The sequence below is a fragment of the Candidatus Accumulibacter aalborgensis genome (assembly GCF_900089955.1).
Lineage (GTDB): Bacteria > Pseudomonadota > Gammaproteobacteria > Burkholderiales > Rhodocyclaceae > Accumulibacter > Accumulibacter aalborgensis.
Window position 1 is genome coordinate 1 of the sequence record NZ_FLQX01000107.1, and the last position, 25,190, is coordinate 25,190.

Below are 25,190 nucleotides of genomic sequence, written 5' to 3' on the forward strand. Positions count from 1 at the left end.
CATCTTGACTTCAACACCACGACAGCGCCGCCGTTTCCTCCGCGTAGCGGCTTCGTCCAACCCTTCGCTCAACAGGCACCGGCAAGCCGGCGCCTGCCGCTTAGCTCAAACGTTAGGTTCCAGAACGTGCACACGAATATTGGAAGCCACGATGACCGCTTTCATCAGCCACTCGTTTGAAAACAAGCCTGAGTTCGAGAACGTCACAGATGCGCTCGATCTACGGGCCGTGCCGTATTGGAACCCCGCTGCGATTCGGCCAGGAGGATCGCTCCGCGAACAACTTCGGGCTGCAGTTGAGCGGTGCGACTTGTGCATATTTATTGCGACTCGCAAGTCGATCGACTCCAGTTGGTGTGGCGCCGAACTCGGGGCGTTTTGGGGTGCGGGCAAACCAATCGTCGTTTACGTGGCTGAACCTTCCCTTTCCGACGGGGAATTACCCCAGATTGTTCAGGGCGATGTGTGGGAACGCCGAATTGCCAAGATTGCAGATCGCGCTAAGGAGATCATTGCCCAAGGTAGCACTGTCGGCGCCTCGATAGACAGGAACAGGAACTCCTCCGTTGCACAATTGACCGTGGAGCAGTTGGAAAAGATGATCGTTGGCGCCGTATCGCTGGCTGCGGCAACTTCTAAAGACAAAGCGGCGCCGTCGAACTTCGACGAGGTGGGAACTGCTGTCCGAGGGGCGGCGCGAAAGGTCTTAGCGGGCTTCCAGGCTTCGGAGGCTGCGTCGCGCGAGTTGGTCGACTTGTGGCACAACAAAATACTGTGGGTCGATGATCGACCTGAGAACAATGCGTTCGAACGTCAGGCGTTCGAGGCCATGGGGCTAGAGTTCACTCTTGCCCTGTCCACTCACGAGGCGCTGCATGTTCTTGCCACACGGAAGTTCGCCGCCATCATCTCGGACATGGGGCGAAAGGAAGGACCACGGGAGGGCTACGCACTACTGGAAGCGGTTCGCGCAGTTGACCAAGCTACGCCCTTCTTCATCTACGCAGGTTCGCGTGCCGCGCAGCACCAACGTGAGGCAGCGCTCCGCGGCGCTCAAGGGACAACCAATATCGCTGACGAACTCGTCGAAATGGTTACCCGCGCGCTACCGACTGGAACCCGTCGTTCCAGCCGACCGCCTCGGCGGCGGCTGAACTCCAACGTTAGCTTGCACAAGAAGAATCATGGACGCAGCTGAATCTATCATCGCCTCCCATGATCACCTTGCGCCGAAGCTCGACATGTACGAGCAGGCTATCCACTTGTACGCCTATCGTCACACACACGGCGCCAGGTCTTGCAGTCTCCATCCAGGCCTGACCCTGCGCTGCAGGCGACCGGCCGGATAGAGCCGCGCCCGTCGCCTGCGCTTTCACATTGAACGGCCGCTTCGCAAGACCCTGACTAGCCTGGAATAAGGGATTTCAAAGACGCCATGCAACTCCTTTCTTTCGCGTGGCGGATGCTGCGCCGCGATGCTCGGGGCGGTGAATTGCGCTTGCTGGCCGCGGCGCTGGCCGTGGCGGTGGCGGCGCTGACGGCGGTCGGTTTTTTTGCCGATCGCGTCCGCCAGGCACTGGACCGCGAGTCGCACCAACTGCTCGGCGCCGACTTGTTGCTGACCGCGGACCATCCGTGGCCGGCCGAACTGGCCATTGCCGCGCGTGCGCGTGGCCTGCAGGTGGTCGAGACGAAAACCTTTCCGAGCATGGTGACCCATGGTGCCGGCAACGAACTGCGCGCGCAACTGGCCGAGATCAAGGCCGTCGCTGCCGGTTATCCGCTGCGCGGTTCGTTGCGTATCGCCCCGGCGCTGAACGTCGCCGACGCGCCGGCACGCGGCGTTCCGGCCGCCGGGACAATCTGGATCGACGAACGCCTGGCCTCGGCGCTGGCGGCGCGCGTCGGCGACCGCGTCGTCGTCGGGCAGATTTCGCTCGTCGTCGATGCGCTGCTGACGCTGGAGCCCGATCGCGGAATCAATTTCTTCAGCGTCGCGCCACGCCTGTTGATGAACCTCGACGACTTGCCGGCAACGGCTTTACTGCAGGTTGGCAGCCGCGTCGGCTATCGACTGCTGGTCGCCGGTGAACCGTCGCTCGTACAACGCTTTCAGCGCGAGATCGAGCCACGACTGGCGCGTGGCGAACGGATCGAAGACGCGCAGAACGGCCGCCCGGAGATCCGCAGCGCACTCGAGCGGGCGCAGAAATTCCTCGGCCTTTCGGCGCTGCTGACCGTCGTTCTGGCGGCGGTGGCGGTGGCGCTCGCGGCGCGGCGCTATGTCGCACGCCATCTCGATCCCTGTGCCGTGATGCGTTGTCTCGGGGCGACGCAAGCCTTGCTCCTGCGCCTCTTTCTCGGCCAGTTCGCCGTCCTCGGTCTGCTCGCCTCGGCGCTGGGCTGTGTCCTCGGTTACCTGGCGCACTTCGCCTTGTACGCCTGGCTCGCCCAGTTGCTGGCGACACCGCTGCCGCCGCCCGGTCCGCTGCCGGCAGTGCAGGGCGTGGTGGTCGGTATGGTGCTCCTCTTCGGCTTTGCCGTGCCGCCTCTGTTGCAGCTCAGGAAGGTATCGACGCTGCGCGTCCTGCGCCGCGAACTCGGCAGTCCGCAGAGCGGTTTGCTCGGCGCTTATCTGGTTGGCTTCCTGGCGCTGGCCGGCCTGATGTTCTGGGTGGCCGGTGAGGTCGAACTGGGCGCCTGGGTGGTCGCCGGTTTCACCATCGCCCTGATCGCGTTTGCCCTCATCGCCCGCCTGGCGGTCAGGCTGGCCGCAGCCGCACGCGGCGGTGGAAGAGGTGAATGGGGTGGGCGGGGCGGGCAGGCCGGCATCGGCTGGCGCTATGGTCTGGCCAGCCTCGAACGGCGAGCGAGCGCCAGCGTCGTCCAGATCGTTGCGCTGTCGCTTGGCTTCATGGCCTTGCTGCTGTTGACCGCGATCCGGGGCGATCTGCTCGACGCCTGGCGAGGTGCCGTTCCCGTCGAGGCACCCAACCGCTTCGTGATCAACATTCAGCCGGAACAGGTGGCGCCGGTTCGTGCCCGGATGATCGCTGAGGGATTGTCTCCCGACCTCGCTCCGATGGTCCGTGGCCGCCTGACGCGAATCAACGACCTTGCCGTCAGCGCCGCGAGCTACACCGATGACCGGGCACAGCGGCTGATCGACCGCGAGTTCAACCTGTCGATGCGCGCTGACCTGCCGGAGGGTAACCGGCTGAGCGCCGGACGCTGGTTCTCGGCCACCGATCTGGCAGGGAGTGGCGATGAAGCGGCGGCTTCGGTCGAGGACGGTCTGGCCAAGACGCTGGGTCTGGCTGTCGGTGACCGCATCGAGTTCGTCGTCGCCGGCGAGTCGATCAGGATGCGCGTGGTGGGGCTACGCAAGGTCAACTGGGATACCATGCGGGCGAATTTCTTTGTCCTGACGCCGCCGCGGGTGCTCGAGGGCTACCCGGCAAGCTGGATCACGAGCTTCTACCTAGCCCCGGAGAAGGCGGATTTCGTCAATCGCCTGATCGGCGAGTTTCCCAACCTGACGGTCATCGACGTCGCCGCCATCCTGCGGCAGTTGCAGTCGATCATCGATCAGGTGGCGCAGGCCGTGCAGTTCATCTTTCTCTTCACGCTGGTCGCCGGCGTCATCGTTCTCTATGCGGCATTGGCTTCTGCGGCCGACGAGCGCCGCTACGAACTGGCGGTGATGCGCGCCCTGGGCGCTCGCCAGGAGCAGTTGCGGCGCGCCTTGCTGGCCGAATTTGCGGCGATCGGTGGCCTTTCGGGGCTGATTGCCGCGCTGGGGGCTATCGGCGTCGGCCAGTTTCTGGCGCGCCAGGTTTTCCACTTCGACGTGGCGATCAATCCGTGGCTGCCGCCGCTCGCCGTCTTCTCTGGCGCCGTGCTGGTCACCGGCGCGGGATGGTTCGCCGCCGCCCGCTTGCTGCACGCAGCACCCATCGAAGCGCTGCGTGGGGGCAGCGCCTAGCCAGCCCTGCCGCTGAGGGCGCCGTATCCGTTATCATAGCGTTCGCGCCAGGAGCGATCGTCGACCGCTGGTCCGATGCCGTCCCCGTGGCCATTCTTGACCAAACGGTCATGACCGTTTCCCCTCACCCCCGACCCCTCTCCCGCGTGCGCGGGAGAGGGGAGATTCGTGAGTCGCTCGCGCGACTTTCATAGCAAAAAGGAGTTTCGACATGAAGGGCAACACATTGCTGGTATTGCGACACGGGAAGTCGGACTGGACGACCGGTCACGAGGACTTTCACCGCCCACTGGTCAGTCGGGGCCATCTGGGTAGCCAGAAGATGGGGGCGTGGATAAAGGCGCGGAAACTGCTTCCCGACGCCGTGCTCAGTTCCCCCGCCGAGCGCGCACGCGCCACCACCGTGGCCGCCTGCGAAGCGATGGGCATACGGTTGGACAAGGTGCGCTGGGATGAGCGGATCTATGGGGCGCCGGTCGAAGACCTGCTCGCAGCGCTGGCCGAGTGCCCGAAGAGCGCGCGTCGGGTGATGCTCGTCGGGCATAATCCGGGGCTGGAAGAACTGGTCGAATATCTGGCCGCAGGCCAACTCGAGATTCCTGCCGACGGCAAGGTCCTGCCAACGTCGGCGCTGGCCCAACTGACCATGCTCGAGGACTGGCAGAAACTCGGGCGTGGCTGCGCCAGCCTGATTTCGCTGACCCGACCCGGCGAAGTGCCGGACGCTGTGGGGGCCAAGCCGGCGAAGGTGGCGAAGGTGGCGAAGGTGACGAGTGCCGCCGATGCGGCCGATGCGGCCGATGCAGATGCCGACGAGGAACGAGGCCCTGTCCCGGACTACTTCTTCACGCAGTCGGCCGTAATTCCCTATCGCTTGGCCGGCGGCAAGCCGGAAATCATGATCATTGCCTCGCGCAAGGGGACGCGCTGGGTCATTCCAAAAGGGGTCAAGGAGCCCGAACTCTCGCTGCGTGACTCAGCCAGCAAGGAGGCCTTCGAGGAGGCGGGAGTGCGCGGCCAACTCGACGAGGAGCCGATCGGCGATTACGATTACGAGAAGTGGGGTGGCGTCTGCAATGTCGTGGTCTTCCCGATGGCGGTGACCGAATGCGTTCCCGAAGACCAGTGGGAAGAAAACCACCGCGAACGGCGCTGGGTCAAGGCGAAGGAAGCCAGGCGCCTGCTCGACGAGCCGGCATTGCAAAAACTCGTCGGGAAGCTGGCCAAGCGGCTGGTCGCACGCTGAGCGGGCCGGGCAAGCCGGACAGGCAGAACACAGGCCAGCAGCGCAGGTCGGGGCAGCGCGGGATTTCGGCGTTGCTCAAGACAGGGCTCATCCGACATGTTCGCGGCCAGGGCTGTTGGGTTACGCCCTGCGGGCTAACCCAACCTACGACGGGAACTCTGTCTTCTCACTTGCCAGAATGCCGACCAGATCCAGGTAGTCCTTCCGGTTCTGGCGGATGACCAGGAAGAACACGAGTCCCAGCAGTGCGGCGATGATCAGGATCGGCAACTCATGCCAGCCCAGACTTGCAAGAAGTTGAAGGTTCATGGCTTTCCCGTCGATGGCTTGGTCAAGCGTCAGGCCTTGACCTGGCGCAAGGTCGTGGGACCCGTTCCCCGGTGACTTGGTTCCATCGCTCCAATCCGCGGAGCCACTCACGGCTGCCCCTCCCGACCACACCGGGAGGGGCAGCCGGCTAGATTACCCGCACCCGGATCACGTCGGCAACCGCCTTGATGGCATCGATCACCGCGTCGCCTGGCGCGGTCTCGACGTCGACGATGTTGAACGCCAGCTCGCCGCGGCTCTTGTTCATCATGTCGACGACGTTGACCTGGTTATTGGCCAGAACCGAGAGGACATGGCCGAGGACTCCGGACACGTTCTGGTTGGAGAAGGTGATCCGCGAAGTGCCTGGGCTGCGCTCCATGCTGATTTTCGGGAAGTTGACCGAATTGACGATGTGGCCGTTTTCGAGGTAATCGACCAGTTGGTTGGCCGCCATCACGGCACAGTTTTCCTCCGACTCTTCGGTGCTCGCACCGATGTGCGGCATGGCGATGATTTTCGGGTGGCCGATCAGCGCCGGTTCCGGAAAATCGCAAACGTACTTGCCGAGTCTGCCGGTGCCCAGACTGCGCAGCACAGCGGCCGAGTCGACGATCGCGTCTCGCGCGAAGTTGAGCAACACGGCCCCTTCCCTGATCGCCGCCAGCGTATCGTCGTTGATCATGTGGCGCGTCGCGTCGACCGCCGGCACATGCAGCGACACGTAGTCCGAGCGGGCGAGCAGCGATGGCAGGTTCTCCATGCGGCTGACTTCGTTCGACAGTCGCCAGGCGGCATCGATTGACAACACCGGATCAAAACCGACCACCTTCATGCCCATCGCCAGCGCCATGTCGGCGACCAGTGAGCCGATCGCTCCCAGGCCGACGATGCCGAGCGTCTTGCCGCTGATCTCGTTGCCGGCAAAGCGGGATTTCTCCTTTTCCAGCCGTGGCGACATCTCTGCCGGATCGGTGAGGTCGCCGAGCGTCTGCACAAAATTCATGCTATCGACAATGCCCCGCGCGCTCAGCAGCATGCCGGCCATGACCAGTTCCTTGACCGCGTTGGCATTCGCGCCGGGAGTATTGAAGACGACGATTCCCTGCTTGCCGTATTCGGCTACCGGGACGTTGTTGACGCCGGCACCGGCGCGCGCGACGGCCAGCAGCGAAGCCGGCACGTCAACGCCCTGGAGCTTCTGACTGCGCAGGAGAAAAGCGTCGGGGTGGGCGATATCGCTGCCCACTTCATACGTCTGACGGGGAAACCGATCGAGGCCCTTGACCGAGATCTTGTTGTAGGTTCTGACCTTGTACATGAGAATGTCGCTCTAAGTGAGAGTTGTGAAGAGGACGCCCTGAGGCGAAAGCAGGCGCAATCAGTCCGATCAGGCGGCGACCTGCGCGTAGCCCCAGGCCAGCCAGGGCATCAGCGCCTGCAGGTCGGAGGCCTCGACGGTGGCTCCGCACCAGATGCGGATACCCGCCGGGGCGTCCTTGTACGAGCCGATGTCGAAGGCGACCTCCTCGCTGTCGAGCAGCTTGACGAGTTTCTTGACGCGTTCCGCGTCGAGTTGCACGCTCAGGCAGACGCTCGTGTTCGAGCGCGTCGCCGCATCCTTGGCGAGGAACGAAATCCAGTCGTTGGCGGCGACAAAATCTGCGATCACGGCCAGATTGGCTTCGCTGCGCGCGATGGCCGCCTTGACGCCGCCAATTGCCTCGATCCACTGCAGAGCGTCGAGATAGTCGGCCACGCAGAGCATCGAAGGAGTGTTGATCGTTTCGCCACGGAAGATGCCTTCGCTGAGCTTGCCGCCCGCAGTCAGTCGGAAAACCTTCGGCATCGGCCAGGGTGGGTTGTAGCTCTCCAGGCGCGCCACGGCGCGCGGACCCAGGATCAGCATCCCGTGCGCTCCTTCACCACCGAGTACCTTCTGCCAGGAGAAAGTCACCACGTCGAGCTTGTCCCAGGGCAAATCCATGGCGAAAACGGCCGAAGTGGCGTCGCAGATGGTCAGTCCGGCGCGATCATCGGGGATCCAGTCACCGTTGGGCACCTTGACGCCGGAGGTCGTCCCGTTCCAGGTGAAGACGACGTCGTTATTGAAGTTCACTGACGCCAAGTCGACGATGTCGCCGTAGTCGGCTTTCAGCACGTTGGCGTTGGCGAGCTTCAGTTGCTTGACCACGTCGGTGACCCAGCCCGAGCCAAAAGACTCCCAGGCCAGAACATCGACGCCGCGCTGGCCGAGCAGCGACCAAAGCGCCATTTCCACCGCCCCGGTATCCGATCCCGGCACCACCCCGACCCGGTAGCCTTCGGGCAGGCCGAGGATACGAGCCGTCTCCGAACACACCAGCCCGAGCGTTTTTTTGCCGAGCGCGGAGCGATGCGAGCGCCCCAGGGTGTCGAGTTGCAGGGCGTCGACGTCATAGCCGGGGCGCTTGCTGCAGGGACCCGACGAGAAGTTGGGATTCTTGGGTTTTGCGGTGGGTTGCATGATTGCCTCTGTCTGGGGAAGAAGAAACGAGCGGGCACCGCCTTCCCGAAGGTCCGGTCGCCCGCATCGAACAAACGCGTGATTGTACCAGAGTGCGTTTTTGGGCGGCTCACTAGACGGTCACGAAAGGCCTGAGACAGACCAGAGACGTAGGGTGCAATAAGCGCAGCGCATTGCACCGCCAGTTGGCGCTGAGGATGTCGGTAGTGCTGCAGGCGTCGCTGGCCGATGTATAGTGACGGTGTCCTTTTTTGGCAAGGAGTTGTCATGACCAGTCCGCCCCCGCCGTCGGTAAAGCGCAAGGCCCCAGCGGCCAAGCGATCAGCCAGAAAACCATCTCCAGCCACGAAGAAGGCCGCAACGGCTGCACCAGCCGAACCAGGTCTGGTCGATCAGGTACGCGCCATGGCGGGCAGGTTGCTGGACATCAGTGCGGCGACCGGTGTCGCCGGGCGAGCGCTGGAGACCGCCGGCAAGGTATCTAGGGCGCTGCGCGATGGGCAAGCGCTGGCTGCGGCGAGCGAAGTCGTGCGGGCCGTATTGCCGAGCATGGCCGAGCCCGCTGCCTGGGGCAAGACCGGCGCGGCGATCCGTGCGATGCGCGAGGCGGCGGGGCTGACGATCGCTGAAGTCGGCGCCGCGATCGACCTCAAGGACCCGTCGTTGATCGAGGCCCTGGAAAACGGTCGCATCGCGCTGTCGTTCGAACTGATCCTGCGTCTGGCGGCGGTCTTCGGTCGCAGTGATCCGATCGGTTTTATCATGACCTTTACTCGCAGTTCGAATCCCGATCTGTGGAAGAGCCTTGAAGCACTCGGTGTCGGCAAGCTGGTGCTTCAGTCGGTACGCGAGCACCAGTTCGTCAATGTCTATCGCAGCAACGACGATGCGCGTGGCCTCAACGACGAGGAATTCGTCGAGATTCTGAGCTTCACGCAAGCGGCCTTCGAGATGGCCATGGCCTTGCGCACGCGTTACGCGGCCGCAGACGACCAGGTTTCAAGTGCCAGCGAGGAGTGACAAAGGCGAGTCGCTGATCCAGCGCCGGTGGCGATAACGGCCAGCGGCTTGCAAGGCGGCGTCATTTCTGGTATTTAATCGTTTTTTTGCAAACAGAAAAACAGGGTCTTCAAACATGGCTCAAGACTTGCTCTACAAGCATTTCACTCCCTACGTACTGAAAGCCGGCGAGGAATTCATGAACAACGATCAGTTGGATCATTTTCGCGGCATCCTCGAGGCGCTCAAGCAGCAGTTGATGGAGGACATCGAGCGTACGGTGAATACGATGAAGGATGAGGCGACCGTCTTCGCTGATCCCAATGACCGCGCGAGTCAGGAAACCGATATCGCGATCGAGTTGCGTAACCGCGATCGCGAGCGCAAGCTGGTCAAAAAGATCGAGGAGACCATCAGCCGTATCGATAGCGGCGACTACGGTTTTTGCGCCGCCTGCGGTGTCGAGATCGGCATCAAGCGACTGGAAGCGCGCCCGACGGCAACGCTGTGCATCGACTGCAAGACACTGGAAGAAGTACGCGAGAAGCAGATCGCCAAGTAGGCAAGCAGCCGCTCCGATCGACGGCCGGCAGGAAAAAAAAGGACGCCTGAGCGTCCTTTTTTTGCGGCTGTCACAGTCGATGCGTTGCTCTGGTCAGGACGCCGGTGCGGCTGCCGTCCCACCCTCTTCGACGGTCAGTGCCTTCATCGACAGGCGCACGCGACCCTTCTCGTCGGCTTCCAGGACCTTGACGCGCACTTTCTGGCCATCCTTGAGGTAGTCGGCTACGGCATTGACGCGCTCGTTGGCAATCTGCGAAATGTGCAGCAGACCGTCACGGCCGGGCAGAATGCTGACGATGGCGCCGAAATCGAGCAGCTTGAGCACCGTGCCGTCATAGACCTTGCCGACTTCGACATCGGCAGTAATCGACTCGATGCGCGCCCGGGCGGCGTCGGCCGCTTCGCCGCTGACCGAAGCGATGGTGATCGTGCCGTCGTCCTTGATATCGATCGTTGTGCCGGTCTCCTCGGTGATGGCGCGGATGACGGCACCGCCCTTGCCGATCACGTCGCGGATCTTCTCGGGATTGATCTTCATGGTGTACAGGCGCGGCGCGTACGTCGATACCTCGTCGCGGTGCCCGGACATCGATCCCTGCATCTGCTGAAGAATGTGCAGGCGGGCTTCGCCGGCCTGAGCCAGCGCGACCTGCATGATTTCCTTGGTGATTCCCTGGATCTTGATGTCCATCTGCAGAGCGGTGACCCCTGATTCGGTGCCCGCGACCTTGAAGTCCATATCGCCGAGATGATCCTCGTCGCCCAGAATATCGGTCAGCACCGCAAAGCGGTTGCCATCCTTGATCAGGCCCATGGCGATTCCCGCGACGTGCGCCTTGAGCGGCACACCGGCATCCATCAGCGCCAGCGATGCACCGCAGACGCTGGCCATCGAGCTCGATCCGTTCGACTCGGTGATTTCGGAGACGACGCGAATGGTGTATGAGAAGTCTTCCGGCGCCGGCAGGACGGCGAGCAGTGCCCGCTTGGCCAGACGGCCGTGACCGATCTCCCGCCGCTTTGGCGTGCCGACGCGTCCACATTCGCCGGTCGCGTAGGGCGGGAAGTTGTAGTGCAACATGAAGCGCTCGCGGTACTCACCGGAAAGCGCATCGATGATCTGCTCGTCGCGACCAGTACCCAGGGTGGCCACGACGATGGCCTGCGTCTCGCCACGCGTGAACAGCGACGAACCATGCGCGCGCGGCAGTACTCCCGAGCGGATGACGATCGGTCGCACGGTACGGGTATCGCGGCCGTCGATGCGCGGTTCGCCGGCGAGGATGCGGCCGCGGACAATACGGGCTTCGACGTCCGAGACCATGTTGCGCACGGCGCTCGCGTCCGGGGCGTCGTCGGTCGCGGTCATCGCTTCCACCGCGTAGGCGGTGATCTCCTTGATCCGCTGGGTACGCAACTGTTTGCTGGTAATCCGGTAGGCTTCTTGCAGTTCAGCCTCGACGAGCTGATTGAGTTTGCCATGCACGGCTTCGTTTCTGGCTGCGGGTGTCCAGTCCCATTCGGGTTTGCCGGCCTCGTCGGCCAGTTCATTGATTGCGTTGATCACCACCTGGAGCTGCTGGTGTCCGTAGACCACCGCGCCGAGCATGATTTCCTCGGACAGTTCCCTGGCTTCCGACTCAACCATCAGGACGGCTGCCTGCGTCCCGGCAACGACCAGATCGAGCTGGCTGGACTTGAGTTGCGTCGCCGTCGGGTTGACGACGTATTGACCATCGATATAGCCGACGCGGGCGCCGCCGATCGGTCCGTCGAAGGGAATACCGGAGATCGCCATCGCCGCCGAGGCGCCGATCATCGCCGGGATGTCGGGATCGATTTCCGGATTGAGCGACATCACCATGGCCACGACCTGAACTTCGTGGTAGAAGCCTTCCGGGAACAGCGGGCGGAGGGGGCGGTCGATCAGGCGGGAGGTCAGCGTCTCCTTCTCCGAGGGGCGACCTTCACGCTTGAAGAAGCCGCCCGGAATTCTCCCTGCGGCATACGTTTTTTCTATGTAATCAACGGTCAGCGGGAAAAAGTCCTGACCGGGCTTGGCCATCTTGTTGCCGACCACGGAGACCAGAACGACCGTGTCGTCGATCGAGACGATGACCGCTCCGCCGGCCTGGCGTGCGATTTCCCCGGTTTCGAGGGTCACCTGGTGGGCGCCGTAGGCGAAGCTTTTCTTGACGATATTAAACATTGTTGCCTTTCTCAATAGTCTGGCGCGTGCCTGCCCACGACTCCGGCAGGCAATTCAAGCGACGCGCCCATTGGTTCAAAAAAGCCGCCATAACAAAAACGGCGGCGCAGCCCGCGAAGGGCTGGCCGCTGACGGCTTTTCGAGTAGCCTGCACTTCCGACCGCTGAGCGGATCGGCGGGCAGGCTTATTTGCGCAGGCCGAGACGCTGAATCAGGGAACGATACGAATCGACATCGGTGCTCTTCAGATAGTCGAGCAATTTGCGGCGGCGACTGACCATACGCAACAATCCGCGACGCGAGTGGTTGTCCTTCTTGTGTTCCTTGAAATGCCCGGTCAGGTCATTGATGCGTGCAGTGAGCAGAGCTACCTGCACTTCCGAAGAACCGGTATCACCAGCAGCACGCTGGTAGTCGGTCATGATTTGCGCTTTTTGCGCAACATTGATCGCCATGTCAAACTCTCTTTCCTGAAGAACGGCGCAGCCCCGGTTTGATAGAGCCCACGCCAGATTGATGAATGTTGTAATTCGCTTGGCGAAGCGAGCCGGCGATTCTAACGTGTGCCGGGCCTGACGGCAAGAAGCGCTGTGCCTTTTTCAGCCAGAAGTCCGTTGGGGTGAGGAACGAACCCCAACAGCCCGCCCAACAGCTTCCCCAACGCCACACGTTGGGGTTCCTGCGTCACGCCAAGCTATTGCCGCGGCTGAAAGGCCATCGAGCGCGCCGAGACGGTGAAGGCATCCGAGAAGCAGGCGCCGTCCTCAGCACCGTGCTGCTTGAGGAAGGGGAAGATCGCCTCGACCATGCGTACCGATCCGCAGGCGTAGATCTCGTGCTGCTTCAGTTCGGGAAAGTCCTCGATGATCGCCTCATGGACCAGGCCGGTGCGTCCGCTCCACTGGTCTTCGGGCGAGGGCTCGGAGAGGACGGGGATGAAGTGGAAGTTTTCGTGCTCGCTCGCCCAGCGTACCGGCAAGTCGGGCAGGTAGAGGTCCTTGAGCGCCTTTACTCCCCAGTAGAGATGGATCTCGCGCTTCAGCCCGCGCTTGAAGGCATCCTCGACCATGCTCTTGACCGGCGCGAAGCCGGTCGCGCCGGCGACGAAAACGATCGGTCGCTCCGACTCGCGCAGCGAGAAGTCGCCGATCGGGCCCTCGAAGTGGATTTCGTCGCCTTCCTTCATTTGCTCGAAAACGTGCGTCGTGAACCGGCCACTGGGCATCAGACGGATCTGCAGTTCGACGAACTCGGCTTCGTGCGGCGGATTGGCGAACGAGAAGGCGCGACGCTGTCCATCGTCGAGGATGATGTTGATGTACTGCCCGGCCTTGAAGCTTATCTGCTTCCCTGGCGGCAGCTTGAGCAGGACGCGCATGACGTCGTAGCTCAGTTTCTCCATGCTCACGACGCGGGCCGTGTACTCCTGGAAAACCCTGGCCAGCGCGCTTGCTTCATACTCGACGACGGCGTCTTCAAGAGCCGTGGCGCAGCACATCAGCACCTTGCCCTGGGCTAGTTCTTCGGCCGACAGCGCATTGGGCTGATACAGACCGGGATCGACCTTGCCCTGCAGGACCGTGCACTTGCAGACGCCACAGCCGCCGTTACGGCACTCGTAGGGCAGGTTGATCTCCTGCCGCAGGCCGGCGTCGAGCAGCGTTTCGTCAAACCTGGCGCTGACCGAACGATGATCAGGGTGGAAGGTGATCGAGGTCAGCGCACTCGCTGAACCGCGTCTTTTTGGCGGCAGCCAGGGTAACAGGAAGAGCAGTGCGGTGAGACCGATGACCCAGTACCAGACATGCATCGGGTTGAGCACATAGACCAGCGCCAGGACTGGCAACTCGAACCAGTCGAACGCAATGTTGGTCGGCACGACCGACATGTCGGCTTCACCGCCCTGGCTGAAAATCGGCTTGACCAGCGCCAGCACCAGAAACATCAGCGAAACCATGATGGCGATCGGGCGCGGCGGGTTGATGTGCGCGCGCGGCACGCGCTGCACGTGCACCCACATGATGATCACCACGATCAGCGGGACGCCGATGTGGATGAACGCCAGCAGCGTGAAGAGACGGCTATTGACCGCTTCGAGAGTCAGGAAGTTGCGGATCAGCGTGCCGTTGAACATGGGCAGGATGTCGAACCACTCGGCGGTGGCGATGACGACGAATTGCGCCAGCTTGTCCCAGACGAGCATGAAGCCATTGACGCCGGCGACGTAGACCAGCCACAGCAGAGCGACGCCGGTCAGCCACGAGAAAGCGCGAAAACCGCGGTAACGATCGTAGGCAAAGTGCCGAACCATGTGCAGGAGCATGGTCAGGATCATGCCATCGGTTGCGTAACGGTGGACGCTGCGCAGGATGCCGCCGGCCCACCACTGGTTGTGGGTGATCCGTTCGACCGAGCTGAAGGCGTCATGGACTCCGGTGTCGGCGAAGATGTAGAGGTAGAGGCCCGAGCCGACCAGCAACCAGAACTGCCAGAAACTGATCGTCCCCAGGTGGTAGAAGGGGTTCAGCTTGTCGCCGAAGGCGACGTTGAAAACGTTCTCGACGCGCATGAAGAGCCAGCGCAGGATTTGTTGCAGGAGTTTGACCATGGTCGATGTCAGCTCAGGAAATGGGTGAGGCGTCAGTGCTTGATGTGCAAGTCGCGGTAGCGATCACTTGAAGAACAGGCCGCCGCGATCCGGGTTGAAGTCGATCACCATCACCTGCCCGGGGGCGAGGGTGATCTTCTCATCCTTGATGTAGTCGAAGCCGGGCTTCATGAGGTCGTCGTCCATCCTGACCGCCAGTTGGTGGCTGCCGGCCTTGACCTCGAAGCGCTTGTAGACCGTCGATACACCGTCTTTGTAGAGGCCGGTGGGGTGCATCACGGCACGGAAAACCGGCTGGCCGTCGAGATCGACTTCAAGCCTGATGTCCGAGCGCTCGCGCGGGCAATCCATCGGCGCGCGCATGTTGGGCGGCATTTTCGCCAATTCTTCAGGCGTTCGCTTGCGACACTCGCGGCCGCCGAGGTGACTGATCGAAAGCTTGATCAGTGCGACGTCGTCGGGAATCTGCTGGTACTTCGGCGAGCTGGCAAAGGTGCCGATGAAAGCGGCGAAGGCGCCGTAAAGGATTACCTGGCCGACGAGGGCGGCGGGTTTAAGCATGATGTGAAACTCTCCGCAGATAGGGTGGCAGTCTGTCACTTGCCGCCGGTTGGGATTCGAGTCGGGTTCTGAATTCGGCCAGAGCACTGGCCAGTGCTCTGCCGTCGTGCTGGGAAGCGGCGACCAGGTGCAGGCGCGATGCCGGCACGGTCCGGCGCAGATGCGGCTCGCGCTGGCCCAGCAGGCGTTCGCTCGTCCAGCGATCGCCGAGGCGGAAGTCGCAGCCGCCGCTGCGGCAGGTCGCCACCAGAACTCCGTCGGCACCGCTACGCAGCGCGTATTCGACAAAGGCCGGTGGCAACATGCCCGTGCAGATCAGCGGGATCACCGCCGTATCGCTGGCGGCAAGGTTGGCGGCATCAGCTCCGCGCGTGCAACCGAAGACGACGATGCGCGTGCGGCCATCGAGCCTGGCCAGGGCCGCTTCGAGTTCGTCGCGCAGCGCATTGACCGGCTGCTGCGGCATGTCTATGCCGGTGACCAGTGTCTCACGTCGGCGGAAGGGCGTCGACGACGGGCACGAGCCGGCGCAGATGCCACAACTCGCGCAGAGGTCGGCATCGACCACGGCAAGCTTCAGACCCGGTCGGCGTGGATGCGGCACCATGGAAATTGCGGCGTAGGGGCAGTCGGCCAGGCAGCGGTCGCAGCCGGTACAGTTGGCGGCGTCGACCACCGCCACCGGTTGCGGGCCAGGGTGAGGCAGCAGCGGCAGGGCGAAGAGCAGCGCCGTCACGCCGAACAGCAGTGACCAGACGATAGCCGGCGAGGTAGCGTCGGTCAGCGGATGGATGAACAGGATGAACCAGTCGAAATGGAGTGCGCCGGGAACCATCGCCAGATTGGCCGGTGGGTTGCTGAGCGCCGGTTTGATCAGGGCGAGGACGAGCAGTGCCGCCAGCGTTCCCAGCATCACGCGCCGTGAAGGGAGATAATCGACATGCGCAATGCGCTGGACGTGCGCCCAGAGCGCCAGGATGAGCAGCAGCGGCAGGCCGATATGGATGAACACCAGCAGCGTGAAGAAGCGGTCGCTGATCGACTCCGGGGCCATGAAGTTGCGCGCTGAAGGTTGGCTGAAGATCGGCAGCCAGTCGAGCAGTTCGCTGGTCGCCGTAGCCGACAACTGTGCCAACTGGTCCCAGACGATCCAGTAGCCGCCGATGCCAGCCGCGTAGGCGAGCCAGATCAGTGGGATGCCGGTCATCCAGGAGTACAGGCGGAAGCCGTGATAGCGTCCATACGACCATTCGCGGATCAGGTGCAGCATCATGACCAGCATGAAACCGTCGGAAGCATAGCGATGCACGCTGCGCAGGACACCGCCGAGGTACCACTGCGCGAGCGAAAGATCGCCGATCGAGCTGTAAACGGCGTCGATGCCGGTATCGAGTACGGTGTACAGATAAAGTCCACTGGCGACGACGAGCCAGAGCAGATACATGCCAACGGCGCCGAGATGGCGCAACGGGTTGTCTTCGCCGCCGAACGGAGAATCGAGAGCTTCTTCGCTGCGCAAAAAGACGCTTTTCGCGCTCTTGCGCAAAGCGCTGTGGAAACTCACGGGGAGGCGTCCTGAGCCGTTGCCGGCAGTAATTATTAGCCATTGATTATATTGACAGCGGCGGCGAGGTGAATTGACGCGTGTCAAATCCGCCAGCCGCTGATCCTCAGGGCTGCAATTCGCGCGGCAGAGCGAAGGTGACGTTCTCCTCGGTGCCGTCGAGTTGGACGACCTGCAGGCGGTTGCCAGCCGATAGTCGGTCGGCGACGTTCTGGACAAGTATCTCGGGCGCCGACGCGCCGGCGGTGACGCCGACGTGGCTGGCTCCGGCCAGCCAGGCCGGGTCGATCTGTTCGGCCTGATCGACCAGGTAGGCACGCGCGCCGATCAGTTCGGCGACTTCGCGCAGCCGGTTCGAGTTGGAACTCGACCGGCTGCCGACGACGAGAACGACCTCGCTCGACCTGGCCAGTTTCTTGACCGCATCCTGGCGGTTTTGCGTGGCGTAGCAGATGTCATCCTTCTTCGGGCCGATGATGTCCGGAAAGCGCTCCTGCAGCGCGGCGACGACCTGCGCGGCGTCGTCGACCGAGAGCGTGGTCTGCGTGACGTAGGCCAGTCGGGTGGGCGAGCGGACTTCGAGGCGCTGCGCGTCGGCGACGGTTTCGACCAGATACATGCCGTCGGCACTCTGACCCATGGTTCCCTCGACCTCGGGGTGCCCCTTGTGGCCGATCATGACGATCTCGCGGCCCTCCTTGCGCATCCTGGCGACTTCGACGTGCACCTTGGTGACCAGCGGGCAGGTGGCATCGAAAACCTTGAGGCCACGCGCTGATGCCTCTTCGACCACCGCTTTCGAAACGCCGTGGGCACTGAAGATGACCGTGCTGCCGGTGGGCACGTCGGCAAGTTCGTCGATGAAGATGGCTCCCTTGGTGCGCAGATCGTCGCAAACGAACTGGTTATGCACCACTTCATGACGCACGTAGATCGGCGCGCCGAATTTTTCAATGGCGCGCTCGACGATGGCGATGGCACGTTCAACACCGGCGCAGAAGCCGCGCGGGTTGGCCAGAAGGATCTGCATGCTTGTGCCCCTTACATGATGGCGATGACTTCGACTTCGAAGCGCACCGGCTTGCCGGCGAGCGGATGATTGAAGTCGAAGAGCGCGCTGGTCTCGCTCAGTTCGCGCAGGAAGCCGGCAAAGCCGCCGCCGTCGGGCGCGCTGAACTCGATCAGCGAGTTGGCCCGGAGTTCGATTTCCGGTGGCAGTGCGCTGCGCGCGATGCGCTCGACGAGGCGTGGATTGTGGGCGCCGAAAGCGTCGTCGGCCGCCAGTTGAAAGACCTGGCGTTGGCCGGCGGCCATTCCGAGCAGGCAACGTTCGAGCGTTTCCGCAAGCTGGCCGCTGCCCATCTGCAGCGTCGCCGGCGACAGATCGAAGGTGCTGACGTGCTCTGTGCCGTCGACGTCGGATAGGCTGTAGTGCAGCGTCAGGTAGCTGTCGCGAGCGACTGTCGGGGTGGTGCCTGAAGGTGCGTTGGCGGGTTTCATGAAGCTTCCTGGATTGTTCCGTCAAAATTGGGTTGGGGGCTCATCCGATAGGGTGACTACCGTGCGCTCGCCCCGGAAACAAACAACGCTCCTTGACCCAGAGATTCATTCTTCGCTTTTGCTTTCTTCGCCGGGTCTAATGCGCAGACCGTCTCACTGATGAAGTAATTGGCTTGGCTATTGTTCAACTTTTCTAATACTCGCTTCACGGTCTCAGGACTATGGCCCTCAAGGAAACGAAACGCGGATGAAGCAAGATATTCCCGATTCATTTCAAAAGTTAGCCACTTACGCTTTAGCGCCTCGGAGGTAAATCCGGTGGTGTTTGATCCACCAAAAATATCCAGCACGACATCTTCCTCGTCAGTCAGCATTTTTATAAAGAACGCAGGGAGTTCCGAGGGGAACCGCGCCGGATGGCGTTCAAGCCCGAGTTCCTTGCAGAACCGGAGATAGCTGGAGTTGCTATCGGTGTTCGGTATAGAAAGCAGGTTGGAAGGAATCGCCCCCCCATTATCCGTCCCAAACCCAGCACTTATGTCATGCCCTGACGGGCGTCTTTTTGGCGTATAGAAACTCTCTGGGTCCTCGATCAACTTTTTCATCCGATCGGAATACGGAGTCAGTACTTTCCGAACGTCGGCCTTCGGAAAGTCGGTCTTGCTAAACCACCACACAGTGTTGACGGAATCCTTTGCCCGAATTTTTCGTTTGTTTACCCATTCAATTGGCGACGGCAGCTTTGCCGGATTGAACCAGTAGAAATCTTCAGCAAGGTGAAACCCGATCTCGTCGCAAAAAGCCAAGAGTACGCGGAAGTTATACAGCGAACGGGATGGAATTCCAGAGCGGTATGCCCCACCTAAGTCGAGAACAAAACTCCCGCTTTCCTTGAGAACTCGGAAGACCTCTTGCCCGAATGGCTTAATCCACTGGACGTACTCTGTTTCCGCAACATTGCCGTAGGTTTTTTGCCGCCGAAGTGCGAACGGCGGCGATGTCATAACCAGATCAATGCTGTTGTCGGGTAGTTCTGCGAGAAGCTCAAGAGAATCTCCAACATAGGCCTGACCACTGGAGGTATGGTAAAGCGGTTTGCTCTGCATGTCAGTATTCCCTCAGGTCGTTGACCCAGCTTGCCACAATTTGCCACAACACGCTTGCGGCGAAATAGACTTCCGGGTCTGCCTTGCAGATGGCTTCAACATCGCCGTGAACAAACTTATCTTTGCCATAGCCGACGACGTAGCTAATCCACTTTCTCAGGTTCTCATCGGCCCCCACGACCATGTCTGACGGATTGAATTTGCCAGTTCGAGCAAGTACCCAGGATATACCGTCGCGCTTGGCGGTGTCACCGCTTTTTAGGAGATTGATCAGGTGAGGAATCTGTGGCTCAGCAATCCGCAACAGCGCGCGGGCTGCTTCAACCTTGATCTCCAAGGGACTTGAGTTGAATGTATCAACAAGTGCAGTCGCTGATGTAGCAGAAGCGAATTGGCCAAGTGCCCAAGCTGCTCCAGCCCGCAACTCGTCGTCACGTTGAGCGTCCCTCAAGACTTCGATCAGCAACTGTTCGCTCCGGCTCTTGGGTATTTCGGATGCGACAATGACTGTTTCAAGCTGCGTTTCAAGGGGAACCGTCATAACCGGACTGCGTAGCTTGTTCTCCATGAACTCCCAGCCGTTCGGCTCGTCATATGCCGCAAGCGCTGCCGCAGCCTCAAGCTGGACATAAATATCCTCATCGGCATCGGTCATTCTCGATTCGAGCACTGGCTTGGCGGTTGTGTAGCCTCGATACCGCAACGCCTTTGCGGCCGCATATCGCTCGCTCAAGTTGACGCTTGCGAGCTTGTCTATGAAGTAGCCTTCGCCAACTGACGTGGGGCATTGGAGCTTTGTGTTGACCGAAACAACTGACGCAACAATCTGATTGGCCTCGACGATATCGCCAGCGTTGACCTGGGGTAGCAAGGTGATCTTGCCTTTGCTCCGGCTCAACTGGATCGATTGTCGCCGTGCCTCCGGGATAGGAGTCAGGCTGATCCTCCCGTATTCCACAGAGAAAACAACTGATCGCTGGTTGGCAGCAGCGCATGTCCACATCACCCGTATTTCGGAGCCTTCCTCGACCCCTTTTGGCTGCGTGATGGATACCTGTCCGGCGGCAAACGCCTTCCGCATGTCCTTCACGCTTATGAGGTGGACAGGCGAGATTTGTTTCAAATCTATGGGAGAATCATTGTTTTGCTCGAATACGACGATTGAAACAAGGTCGTCGTCCCGCATACCAGCGTCCCAAGCCCGCTTCGGGTCATTGAGGGAATGGGACATTGATATTTCAAGTTTTGTTTTGCCGCGGGATTCAAACCGGATGCCTGTGTTCAAACACAGAATGTCAGGAACCCGCACACGCTTGATTTTTATCTTCTTCCAGATTTTGAAGCCTGTGGAACCACGCTCAAGCTCTATCGGATTGAATCCCATCGCTTTCAGTCGGTTGATCGTTGCATTCGTGCCTGCGGCGCCAACAGCAAGTTTTCTCAGAAAACTGTCGTCACTCTTGAAATTATTTGCCATCGCGCCACCCGAAGAAGCTCTCAATGGTGTTCGGTGACGTCATAACGGGTGGTAACGGTTTTGCCCATCGTGGCTACTCCGAAAGACTACGCGCGAGACGCAAGGCAATATTGATGTCCTTGGCATTTATCGAGTGTCTGATTACGCTGCTCTGACCAGACCTACGGGATTCTAACATCGCGTTCAGCAGGCTTGGCGGCAAACTGTTCCCAGGCCATCAGCACGGCTCCGACGCTGATCGCCGAGTCGGCGATGTTGAACGCTGGCCAGTAGAAACCGGCGGCATGCCATTGAATGAAGTCGATCACGGCGCCGAAACGAAGGCGGTCGATGACGTTGCCGAGCGCGCCGCCGAGAATCAGCGTCAGCGCCAGCGAGAGGCGGAATTCGCCGCTGTGGCGAGGCAGCACGCTGGCAATCCACGCCGAGACGCCGAGCGCCAGGGCGGTGAAAAACCAGCGCTGCCAGCCGCCGGCGTCGGAGAGAAAGCTGAACGCAGCCCCGGCATTGAAGGTCAATACCCAGTTGAAGAACGGCGCGACACGAATCGAGTCGCCCGGCTGCAGCCAGGCGAGGACCAGCCATTTGCTGATCTGGTCGAGGAGGACGATGATTCCGGCCAGCCACAGCCAGCGGTCGACCTTACGCGAAGGCACGAGCTTCGCCCTCGGCGTAGAGGTTGCTGACGCAGCGGTCGCACAGGCCGGGATGATCGGGATGCGCCCCGACGTCCTCGCGCACGTGCCAGCAGCGCTCGCATTTGGCGTACGCCAGCGGCGTGCAGAGCAGTTTTTCGGACTCGTCGTCGATCACCTCGGTCTGCGAGCAGATGAGAACGAAGCGCAGGTCGTCGCCCAGAGAAGTGAGGAGTTCATGTTTTTCTCCGTGGCAGTGCACACGTACCGCCGCCTGCAGCGACGAGCCGATGCGACCCTCGATGCGCAGATCCTCGAGCGCGCGCATGACTTCAGCGCGATAGCCACGGATTTTGCGCCATTTGTCGAGCAGTTCGGGTTCCGAGGCCGGTGCCGGTAGCGGCTGCCAGGTCTGCAGCATGATCGAGTCGTCGCTCACCTTGCCAGCGCCACCAACGCCGCTCTGCAGTTGCCAGATCTCCTCGGCGGTAAAGCAGAGAATCGGCGCCATCAGCTTGATGAAGGATTGCAGGATATGCCACAGTGCGCTTTGCGCCGAACGCCGTGCCGCCGAGCCGGCGGCAGTGGTGTACAAGCGGTCCTTGAGGATGTCGAGGTAGAAGCCGCCGAGGTCCTCGGAACAGAAGGTCTGCAGCGACTGGACGACGCGGTGGAACTCGAAGCGCTCGTAGTCCGCTTCACACTGCGCTTGCATTTGCCGCGTCATGGCTAGCGCGTAGCGGTCGATTTCCAGCCATTGCTCGACCGGCAGCAGGTCACGCGTGACGTCGAAGTCGGCCGTGTTGGCAAGCAGGAAGCGCAGCGTGTTGCGGATACGACGGTAAGCTTCGACGACGCGCTTGAGGATTTCGTCGGAGATAGTCAGTTCGCCCGAGTAGTCGGTGGCTGCGACCCACAGGCGGAGGATGTCGGCGCCGAGTGTGTCGGCGATCTTTTGCGGCGCGATGACGTTGCCTCTGGACTTCGACATTTTCAGACCCTTGCCGTCGACGACGAAGCCATGCGTCAGCAGCGCCTTGTACGGCGCGCGGCCGTCCATGGCGCAGCCGATCAGGAGCGAACTCTGGAACCAGCCGCGATGCTGATCCGAACCTTCGAGGTAGAGATCCGCCGGGTAGGCCAGTTCGGCCTGATGCGAGCCGCGCAGGACGCTGGCGTGCGTGGCGCCCGAATCGAACCAGACGTCGAGCGTGTCGCTCATCTTGCGATACTCGTCCGCCTCCGGGCCGAGCAGTTCGCTGGGAGGAAGGGCGAACCAGGCTTCGATGCCGGACTTTTCGACGCGTTGCGCGACAGCTTCGATCAGCTCGGCGGTGCGTGGATGCGGCGCTCCGGTTTCGCGATGCAGGAAGAAAGGCAGCGGAACACCCCAGTTGCGCTGGCGCGAGACGCACCAGTCCGGCCGCGTCCGGATCATCGCTTCGAGACGCGCGCGGCCCCAGGTCGGGAAGAACTGAGTTTCGTCGACTGCGCGCTCTGCGCACCAGCGCAGGGTGGGCTGTTCCTCGCCGGCGTCCGTTGGAGTGCCGGCGGGTGAGTTGGCACGATGCTCCATGCCGACGAACCATTGCGTCGTGGCGCGCAAAATGATCGGCGTCTTGTGCCGCCAGCAGTGCGGGTAGCTGTGCTGGATCTTCTCGGCCTTGAGCAGGTGGCCGTTCGCTTCAAGTTCCTGCAGGACCAGCGGGTTGGCCGCCCAGACGCTCTTGCCAGCCAGTTCGCCGACGGTCAGCGCCGGCGTGCCGGCGACGAAGCTGCCGTCGTCACCGACCGGGTTGTTGACCGGCAAACCGTAGACCTTGCCGATCAGGTAGTCGTCGGTGCCATGCGCCGGCGCCGTGTGGACCAGCCCTGTGCCCGCCTCGAGAGTGACGTGCCGGCCACAGATGATCGCCACGTCGCGCGTCTGGAACGGGTGCTTGAGCAGGACGTGCTCGAGCGCGGCGCCTTTCGCCGAACCGAGCACGCTGCCGGTCAGCGCATAGCGCTGCAGGCAGGCGTCGGCCAGTTCGCGAACGAGGATCAGCGCACCTTTCTCGGTGTCGATCAGCTCATAGTCGAAGTCCGGGTGGGCGCTGACGGCCTCGTTGGCCGGCAGGGTCCAGGGGGTGGTCGTCCAGATCACGGCAAAGGCCGGGCCGCGCAAGTGAGTCAGGCCGAAGGCCCTGGCCACCTTGTCGGCGTGATTGGCATGCACCTCGAAGGCGACGTCGATTGCTGATGAGGTCTTGTCTTCGTATTCGACCTCGGCTTCAGCCAGCGCCGAACGGCAGTCGAGGCACCAGTTAACCGGCTTGAGGCCCTGGTAGAGGTAACCCTTGGCGAGCATCTTGCCAAGCGTACGGATTTCGTCGGCTTCGGTCTGGAAGTTCATGGTCAGGTAAGGTTGCTCCCAGTCGCCGAGAACGCCGAGGCGGATGAAGTCCTTTTTCTGGCGCTCGATCTGCTCGCCGGCGAAGGCACGACACAGCTCGCGGACGCGATCGGCAGGCAAGTGCTTGCCGTGCAGCTTTTCGATCTGGTGCTCGATCGGCAATCCGTGGCAATCCCAGCCCGGAACGTAGGGGGCGTCGAAACCGGCCAGCGTCCGCGAGCGGACGATGATGTCCTTGAGAATCTTGTTGACCGCGTGGCCGATGTGAATGTCGCCGTTGGCATAAGGTGGTCCGTCGTGCAGCACGAAGCGTGGGCGGCCCGCCGATGCCGCGCGGATCCTTTCGTAGAGTCCTGTTTCTTGCCAGGCGGCGACCCACCGTGGTTCGCGCTTGGCGAGGTCGCCGCGCATCGGAAATGGCGTGTCGGTCAGATTGAGGGTTTTCTTGTAGTCAGCCATAGCGGTTCTCACAACTGGAAGTAGGCTTTCGCGGTTTCGACGTCGCTGGCGATTTGCGCCTTCAGGGCGTTGAAATCGGGGAATTTCATTTCGTCGCGCAGCTTGTGCAGGAAGCGGACGTTGAGATGGGCACCGTAGATGTCGGCGCAGAAGTCGAACAGGTGGACCTCGAGCAGTGGGCGCACCACTTGGTGCACACTCGGTCGGTAGCCCAGGTTGGCGGCGCCCCGGTGCGGGCCGCCGGGAAGTCCCTTGACCTCGACCGCGAAGACGCCCTGCAGCGGCGGCCGCTCGTGTTTGATGCGGATGTTGGCCGTGGCGAAGCCCAGTTGCCGACCGAGTTGGTCTCCCCGCACGACGCGTCCGTCGATCGAGTAGGGGCGGCCGAGCAGACGCGCGGCGTGTTCGAGGCGACCCGCCTGGAGCGCGTCGCGAACCGCCGAGCTGGAGGCGCGTTCGCCTTCGAGGGTGACGCTGTCCATGGCCTCGACCTGAAAACCAAGGTCGGCGCCCGCGTCGCGCAGCAGCGCGAAGTCACCGCCGCGTCCAGCGCCAAAGCGGAAGTCGTCACCGACGATCAGATGGCGTACGCGCAGCGCGCCGACCAGCACGCGGGAGATGAACTCTGCGGCGCTCAGCGCAGCAAAGCGGGCGTTGAAGTGGCAGACGTAGGTGAGATCGACGCCGTCGTCAGCGATCAGTTCGAGCTTCTCGCGCAGCGTGGACAGGCGTGCCGGCGCCGATTCGGGGGCAAAGAACTCGCGCGGATGCGGCTCGAAAGTGAGCACCGCCGCCGGCAGTCCGGCCGCGGCCGCGGCCGCCGTCAGGCGTGCGAGCAGCGCGCGGTGGCCAAGATGCACGCCATCGAAGTTGCCTATGGTGAGGACGGTGGCACTGTGCGCTGTCTGTGAAAAACCTCGGTAGACGAGCATCGGGCGCTAGAGGGAACGAACAAAACATGCCATTATAACCGGCTTTGTACCGCGCTGGCCAAGATGCGGCTGGTAGCTGGTATTGTGCTCTATTGGCAGCCATCGGCAGTCGTTGGGGTGAGGAACGAACCCCAA

At 62.0% G+C, this 25,190-nt stretch carries 20 protein-coding genes; 5 read left to right on the forward strand and 15 right to left on the reverse strand.

Going from position 1 to position 25,190, the window contains the following annotated elements; translation table 11 throughout:
• The first annotated feature begins 151 nt into the window (after positions 1–151).
• From ACCAA_RS09635 to ACCAA_RS09645, 3 genes are all read left to right on the forward strand, one after another.
• Positions 152–1,198, forward strand: coding sequence for a TIR domain-containing protein (locus ACCAA_RS09635; protein WP_186407035.1), 1,047 nt, complete (start codon positions 152–154; stop codon positions 1,196–1,198).
• 237 nt (positions 1,199–1,435) lie between these two features.
• On the forward strand, positions 1,436–3,985 hold the full coding sequence (locus ACCAA_RS09640; RefSeq protein WP_186407036.1) for an ABC transporter permease: 2,550 nt from the start codon (positions 1,436–1,438) through the stop codon (positions 3,983–3,985).
• 211 nt (positions 3,986–4,196) lie between these two features.
• Positions 4,197–5,231 carry a histidine phosphatase family protein gene (locus ACCAA_RS09645; protein ID WP_186407037.1) on the forward strand — a complete coding sequence of 345 codons (1,035 nt, stop codon included), beginning with the start codon at positions 4,197–4,199 and terminating at the stop codon, positions 5,229–5,231.
• A gap of 144 nt (positions 5,232–5,375) precedes the next feature.
• Here ACCAA_RS09645 and ACCAA_RS09650 read toward each other — a convergent pair whose 3' ends face one another.
• The 3 genes from ACCAA_RS09650 to ACCAA_RS09660 all read right to left on the reverse strand — a co-directional run bounded on the left by ACCAA_RS09650 (position 5,376) and on the right by ACCAA_RS09660 (position 8,046).
• Entirely contained in the window at positions 5,376–5,540 is a 165-nt protein-coding gene (locus ACCAA_RS09650; RefSeq protein ID WP_186407038.1) for a hypothetical protein, read from the reverse strand.
• Between the two features lie 148 nt (positions 5,541–5,688).
• Complete coding sequence (locus ACCAA_RS09655) at positions 5,689–6,861, reverse strand: phosphoglycerate dehydrogenase (protein WP_186407039.1); 1,173 nt, start codon at positions 6,859–6,861, stop codon at positions 5,689–5,691.
• A gap of 69 nt (positions 6,862–6,930) precedes the next feature.
• Positions 6,931–8,046 carry a phosphoserine transaminase gene (locus ACCAA_RS09660; protein ID WP_186407040.1) on the reverse strand — a complete coding sequence of 372 codons (1,116 nt, stop codon included), beginning with the start codon at positions 8,044–8,046 and terminating at the stop codon, positions 6,931–6,933.
• 267 nt (positions 8,047–8,313) lie between these two features.
• Between ACCAA_RS09660 and ACCAA_RS09665 the strand changes: the two genes are divergently transcribed.
• Both ACCAA_RS09665 and dksA read left to right on the forward strand, forming a co-directional pair.
• On the forward strand, positions 8,314–9,066 hold the full coding sequence (locus ACCAA_RS09665; protein ID WP_186407041.1) for a helix-turn-helix domain-containing protein: 753 nt from the start codon (positions 8,314–8,316) through the stop codon (positions 9,064–9,066).
• Positions 9,067–9,181: 115 nt separating this feature from the next.
• A complete protein-coding gene (dksA, locus tag ACCAA_RS09670; RefSeq protein ID WP_186407042.1) occupies positions 9,182–9,607 on the forward strand; it encodes an RNA polymerase-binding protein DksA in 426 nt (141 codons plus the stop codon).
• Between the two features lie 93 nt (positions 9,608–9,700).
• On the opposite strand, the gene pnp is transcribed toward dksA, so the two are convergent.
• The 12 genes from pnp to ACCAA_RS09730 form a co-directional block, all read right to left on the reverse strand.
• The gene (gene pnp / locus ACCAA_RS09675) at positions 9,701–11,818 is read right to left on the reverse strand and encodes a polyribonucleotide nucleotidyltransferase (protein WP_186407043.1); all 2,118 of its coding nucleotides are present in this window, start codon (positions 11,816–11,818) and stop codon (positions 9,701–9,703) included.
• Between the two features lie 185 nt (positions 11,819–12,003).
• Entirely contained in the window at positions 12,004–12,273 is a 270-nt protein-coding gene (rpsO, locus tag ACCAA_RS09680; protein ID WP_186407044.1) for a 30S ribosomal protein S15, read from the reverse strand.
• Positions 12,274–12,512: 239 nt separating this feature from the next.
• Complete coding sequence (locus ACCAA_RS09685) at positions 12,513–14,426, reverse strand: 2Fe-2S iron-sulfur cluster-binding protein (RefSeq protein ID WP_186407045.1); 1,914 nt, start codon at positions 14,424–14,426, stop codon at positions 12,513–12,515.
• Positions 14,427–14,489: 63 nt separating this feature from the next.
• Positions 14,490–14,987, reverse strand: a complete 498-nt coding sequence (locus ACCAA_RS09690; RefSeq protein ID WP_186407046.1) for a hypothetical protein — start codon at positions 14,985–14,987, stop codon at positions 14,490–14,492.
• The gene (locus ACCAA_RS09695) at positions 14,980–16,551 is read right to left on the reverse strand and encodes a hydrogenase iron-sulfur subunit (RefSeq protein WP_186407047.1); all 1,572 of its coding nucleotides are present in this window, start codon (positions 16,549–16,551) and stop codon (positions 14,980–14,982) included. Before ACCAA_RS09695 ends, ACCAA_RS09690 begins: the two co-directional genes overlap by 8 nt.
• A 106-nt stretch (positions 16,552–16,657) precedes the next feature.
• Positions 16,658–17,581 carry a 4-hydroxy-3-methylbut-2-enyl diphosphate reductase gene (gene ispH, locus ACCAA_RS09700; protein WP_186407048.1) on the reverse strand — a complete coding sequence of 308 codons (924 nt, stop codon included), beginning with the start codon at positions 17,579–17,581 and terminating at the stop codon, positions 16,658–16,660.
• Positions 17,582–17,592: 11 nt separating this feature from the next.
• The gene (locus ACCAA_RS09705) at positions 17,593–18,051 is read right to left on the reverse strand and encodes an FKBP-type peptidyl-prolyl cis-trans isomerase (protein ID WP_186407049.1); all 459 of its coding nucleotides are present in this window, start codon (positions 18,049–18,051) and stop codon (positions 17,593–17,595) included.
• A 56-nt stretch (positions 18,052–18,107) separates the two neighbouring features.
• Positions 18,108–19,157, reverse strand: coding sequence for a DNA-methyltransferase (locus tag ACCAA_RS09710; RefSeq protein WP_186407050.1), 1,050 nt, complete (start codon positions 19,155–19,157; stop codon positions 18,108–18,110).
• Between the two features lies 1 nt (position 19,158).
• Positions 19,159–20,634: a HEAT repeat domain-containing protein gene (locus tag ACCAA_RS09715; protein WP_186407051.1), complete on the reverse strand. Its 1,476-nt coding sequence runs from the start codon at positions 20,632–20,634 to the stop codon at positions 19,159–19,161.
• A 161-nt stretch (positions 20,635–20,795) separates the two neighbouring features.
• Positions 20,796–21,290: a signal peptidase II gene (lspA, locus tag ACCAA_RS09720; protein ID WP_186407052.1), complete on the reverse strand. Its 495-nt coding sequence runs from the start codon at positions 21,288–21,290 to the stop codon at positions 20,796–20,798.
• The gene (gene ileS / locus ACCAA_RS09725) at positions 21,277–24,123 is read right to left on the reverse strand and encodes an isoleucine--tRNA ligase (RefSeq protein WP_186407053.1); all 2,847 of its coding nucleotides are present in this window, start codon (positions 24,121–24,123) and stop codon (positions 21,277–21,279) included. The genes lspA and ileS overlap by 14 nt, the downstream gene beginning before the upstream one ends.
• 8 nt (positions 24,124–24,131) lie before the next feature.
• Positions 24,132–25,055, reverse strand: coding sequence for a bifunctional riboflavin kinase/FAD synthetase (locus ACCAA_RS09730; RefSeq protein WP_186407054.1), 924 nt, complete (start codon positions 25,053–25,055; stop codon positions 24,132–24,134).
• Positions 25,056–25,190 lie beyond the last annotated feature (135 nt).

Excerpts from the sequence above, each read along its gene's own strand:
- ACCAA_RS09635 (WP_186407035.1), top strand. The coding sequence starts at position 152 with ATGACCGCTTTCATCAGCCACTCGTTTGAAAACAAGCCTGAGTTCGAG.
- ACCAA_RS09640 (WP_186407036.1), top strand. The coding sequence starts at position 1,436 with ATGCAACTCCTTTCTTTCGCGTGGCGGATGCTGCGCCGCGATGCTCGG.
- ACCAA_RS09645 (WP_186407037.1), top strand. The coding sequence starts at position 4,197 with ATGAAGGGCAACACATTGCTGGTATTGCGACACGGGAAGTCGGACTGG.
- ACCAA_RS09650 (WP_186407038.1), bottom strand. The coding sequence starts at position 5,540 with ATGAACCTTCAACTTCTTGCAAGTCTGGGCTGGCATGAGTTGCCGATC.
- ACCAA_RS09655 (WP_186407039.1), bottom strand. The coding sequence starts at position 6,861 with ATGTACAAGGTCAGAACCTACAACAAGATCTCGGTCAAGGGCCTCGAT.
- ACCAA_RS09660 (WP_186407040.1), bottom strand. The coding sequence starts at position 8,046 with ATGCAACCCACCGCAAAACCCAAGAATCCCAACTTCTCGTCGGGTCCC.
- ACCAA_RS09665 (WP_186407041.1), top strand. The coding sequence starts at position 8,314 with ATGACCAGTCCGCCCCCGCCGTCGGTAAAGCGCAAGGCCCCAGCGGCC.
- dksA (WP_186407042.1), top strand. The coding sequence starts at position 9,182 with ATGGCTCAAGACTTGCTCTACAAGCATTTCACTCCCTACGTACTGAAA.
- pnp (WP_186407043.1), bottom strand. The coding sequence starts at position 11,818 with ATGTTTAATATCGTCAAGAAAAGCTTCGCCTACGGCGCCCACCAGGTG.
- rpsO (WP_186407044.1), bottom strand. The coding sequence starts at position 12,273 with ATGGCGATCAATGTTGCGCAAAAAGCGCAAATCATGACCGACTACCAG.
- ACCAA_RS09685 (WP_186407045.1), bottom strand. The coding sequence starts at position 14,426 with ATGGTCAAACTCCTGCAACAAATCCTGCGCTGGCTCTTCATGCGCGTC.
- ACCAA_RS09690 (WP_186407046.1), bottom strand. The coding sequence starts at position 14,987 with ATGCTTAAACCCGCCGCCCTCGTCGGCCAGGTAATCCTTTACGGCGCC.
- ispH (WP_186407048.1), bottom strand. The coding sequence starts at position 17,581 with ATGCAGATCCTTCTGGCCAACCCGCGCGGCTTCTGCGCCGGTGTTGAA.
- ACCAA_RS09705 (WP_186407049.1), bottom strand. The coding sequence starts at position 18,051 with ATGAAACCCGCCAACGCACCTTCAGGCACCACCCCGACAGTCGCTCGC.
- ACCAA_RS09710 (WP_186407050.1), bottom strand. The coding sequence starts at position 19,157 with ATGCAGAGCAAACCGCTTTACCATACCTCCAGTGGTCAGGCCTATGTT.
- ACCAA_RS09715 (WP_186407051.1), bottom strand. The coding sequence starts at position 20,634 with ATGGCAAATAATTTCAAGAGTGACGACAGTTTTCTGAGAAAACTTGCT.
- ileS (WP_186407053.1), bottom strand. The coding sequence starts at position 24,123 with ATGGCTGACTACAAGAAAACCCTCAATCTGACCGACACGCCATTTCCG.
- ACCAA_RS09730 (WP_186407054.1), bottom strand. The coding sequence starts at position 25,055 with ATGCTCGTCTACCGAGGTTTTTCACAGACAGCGCACAGTGCCACCGTC.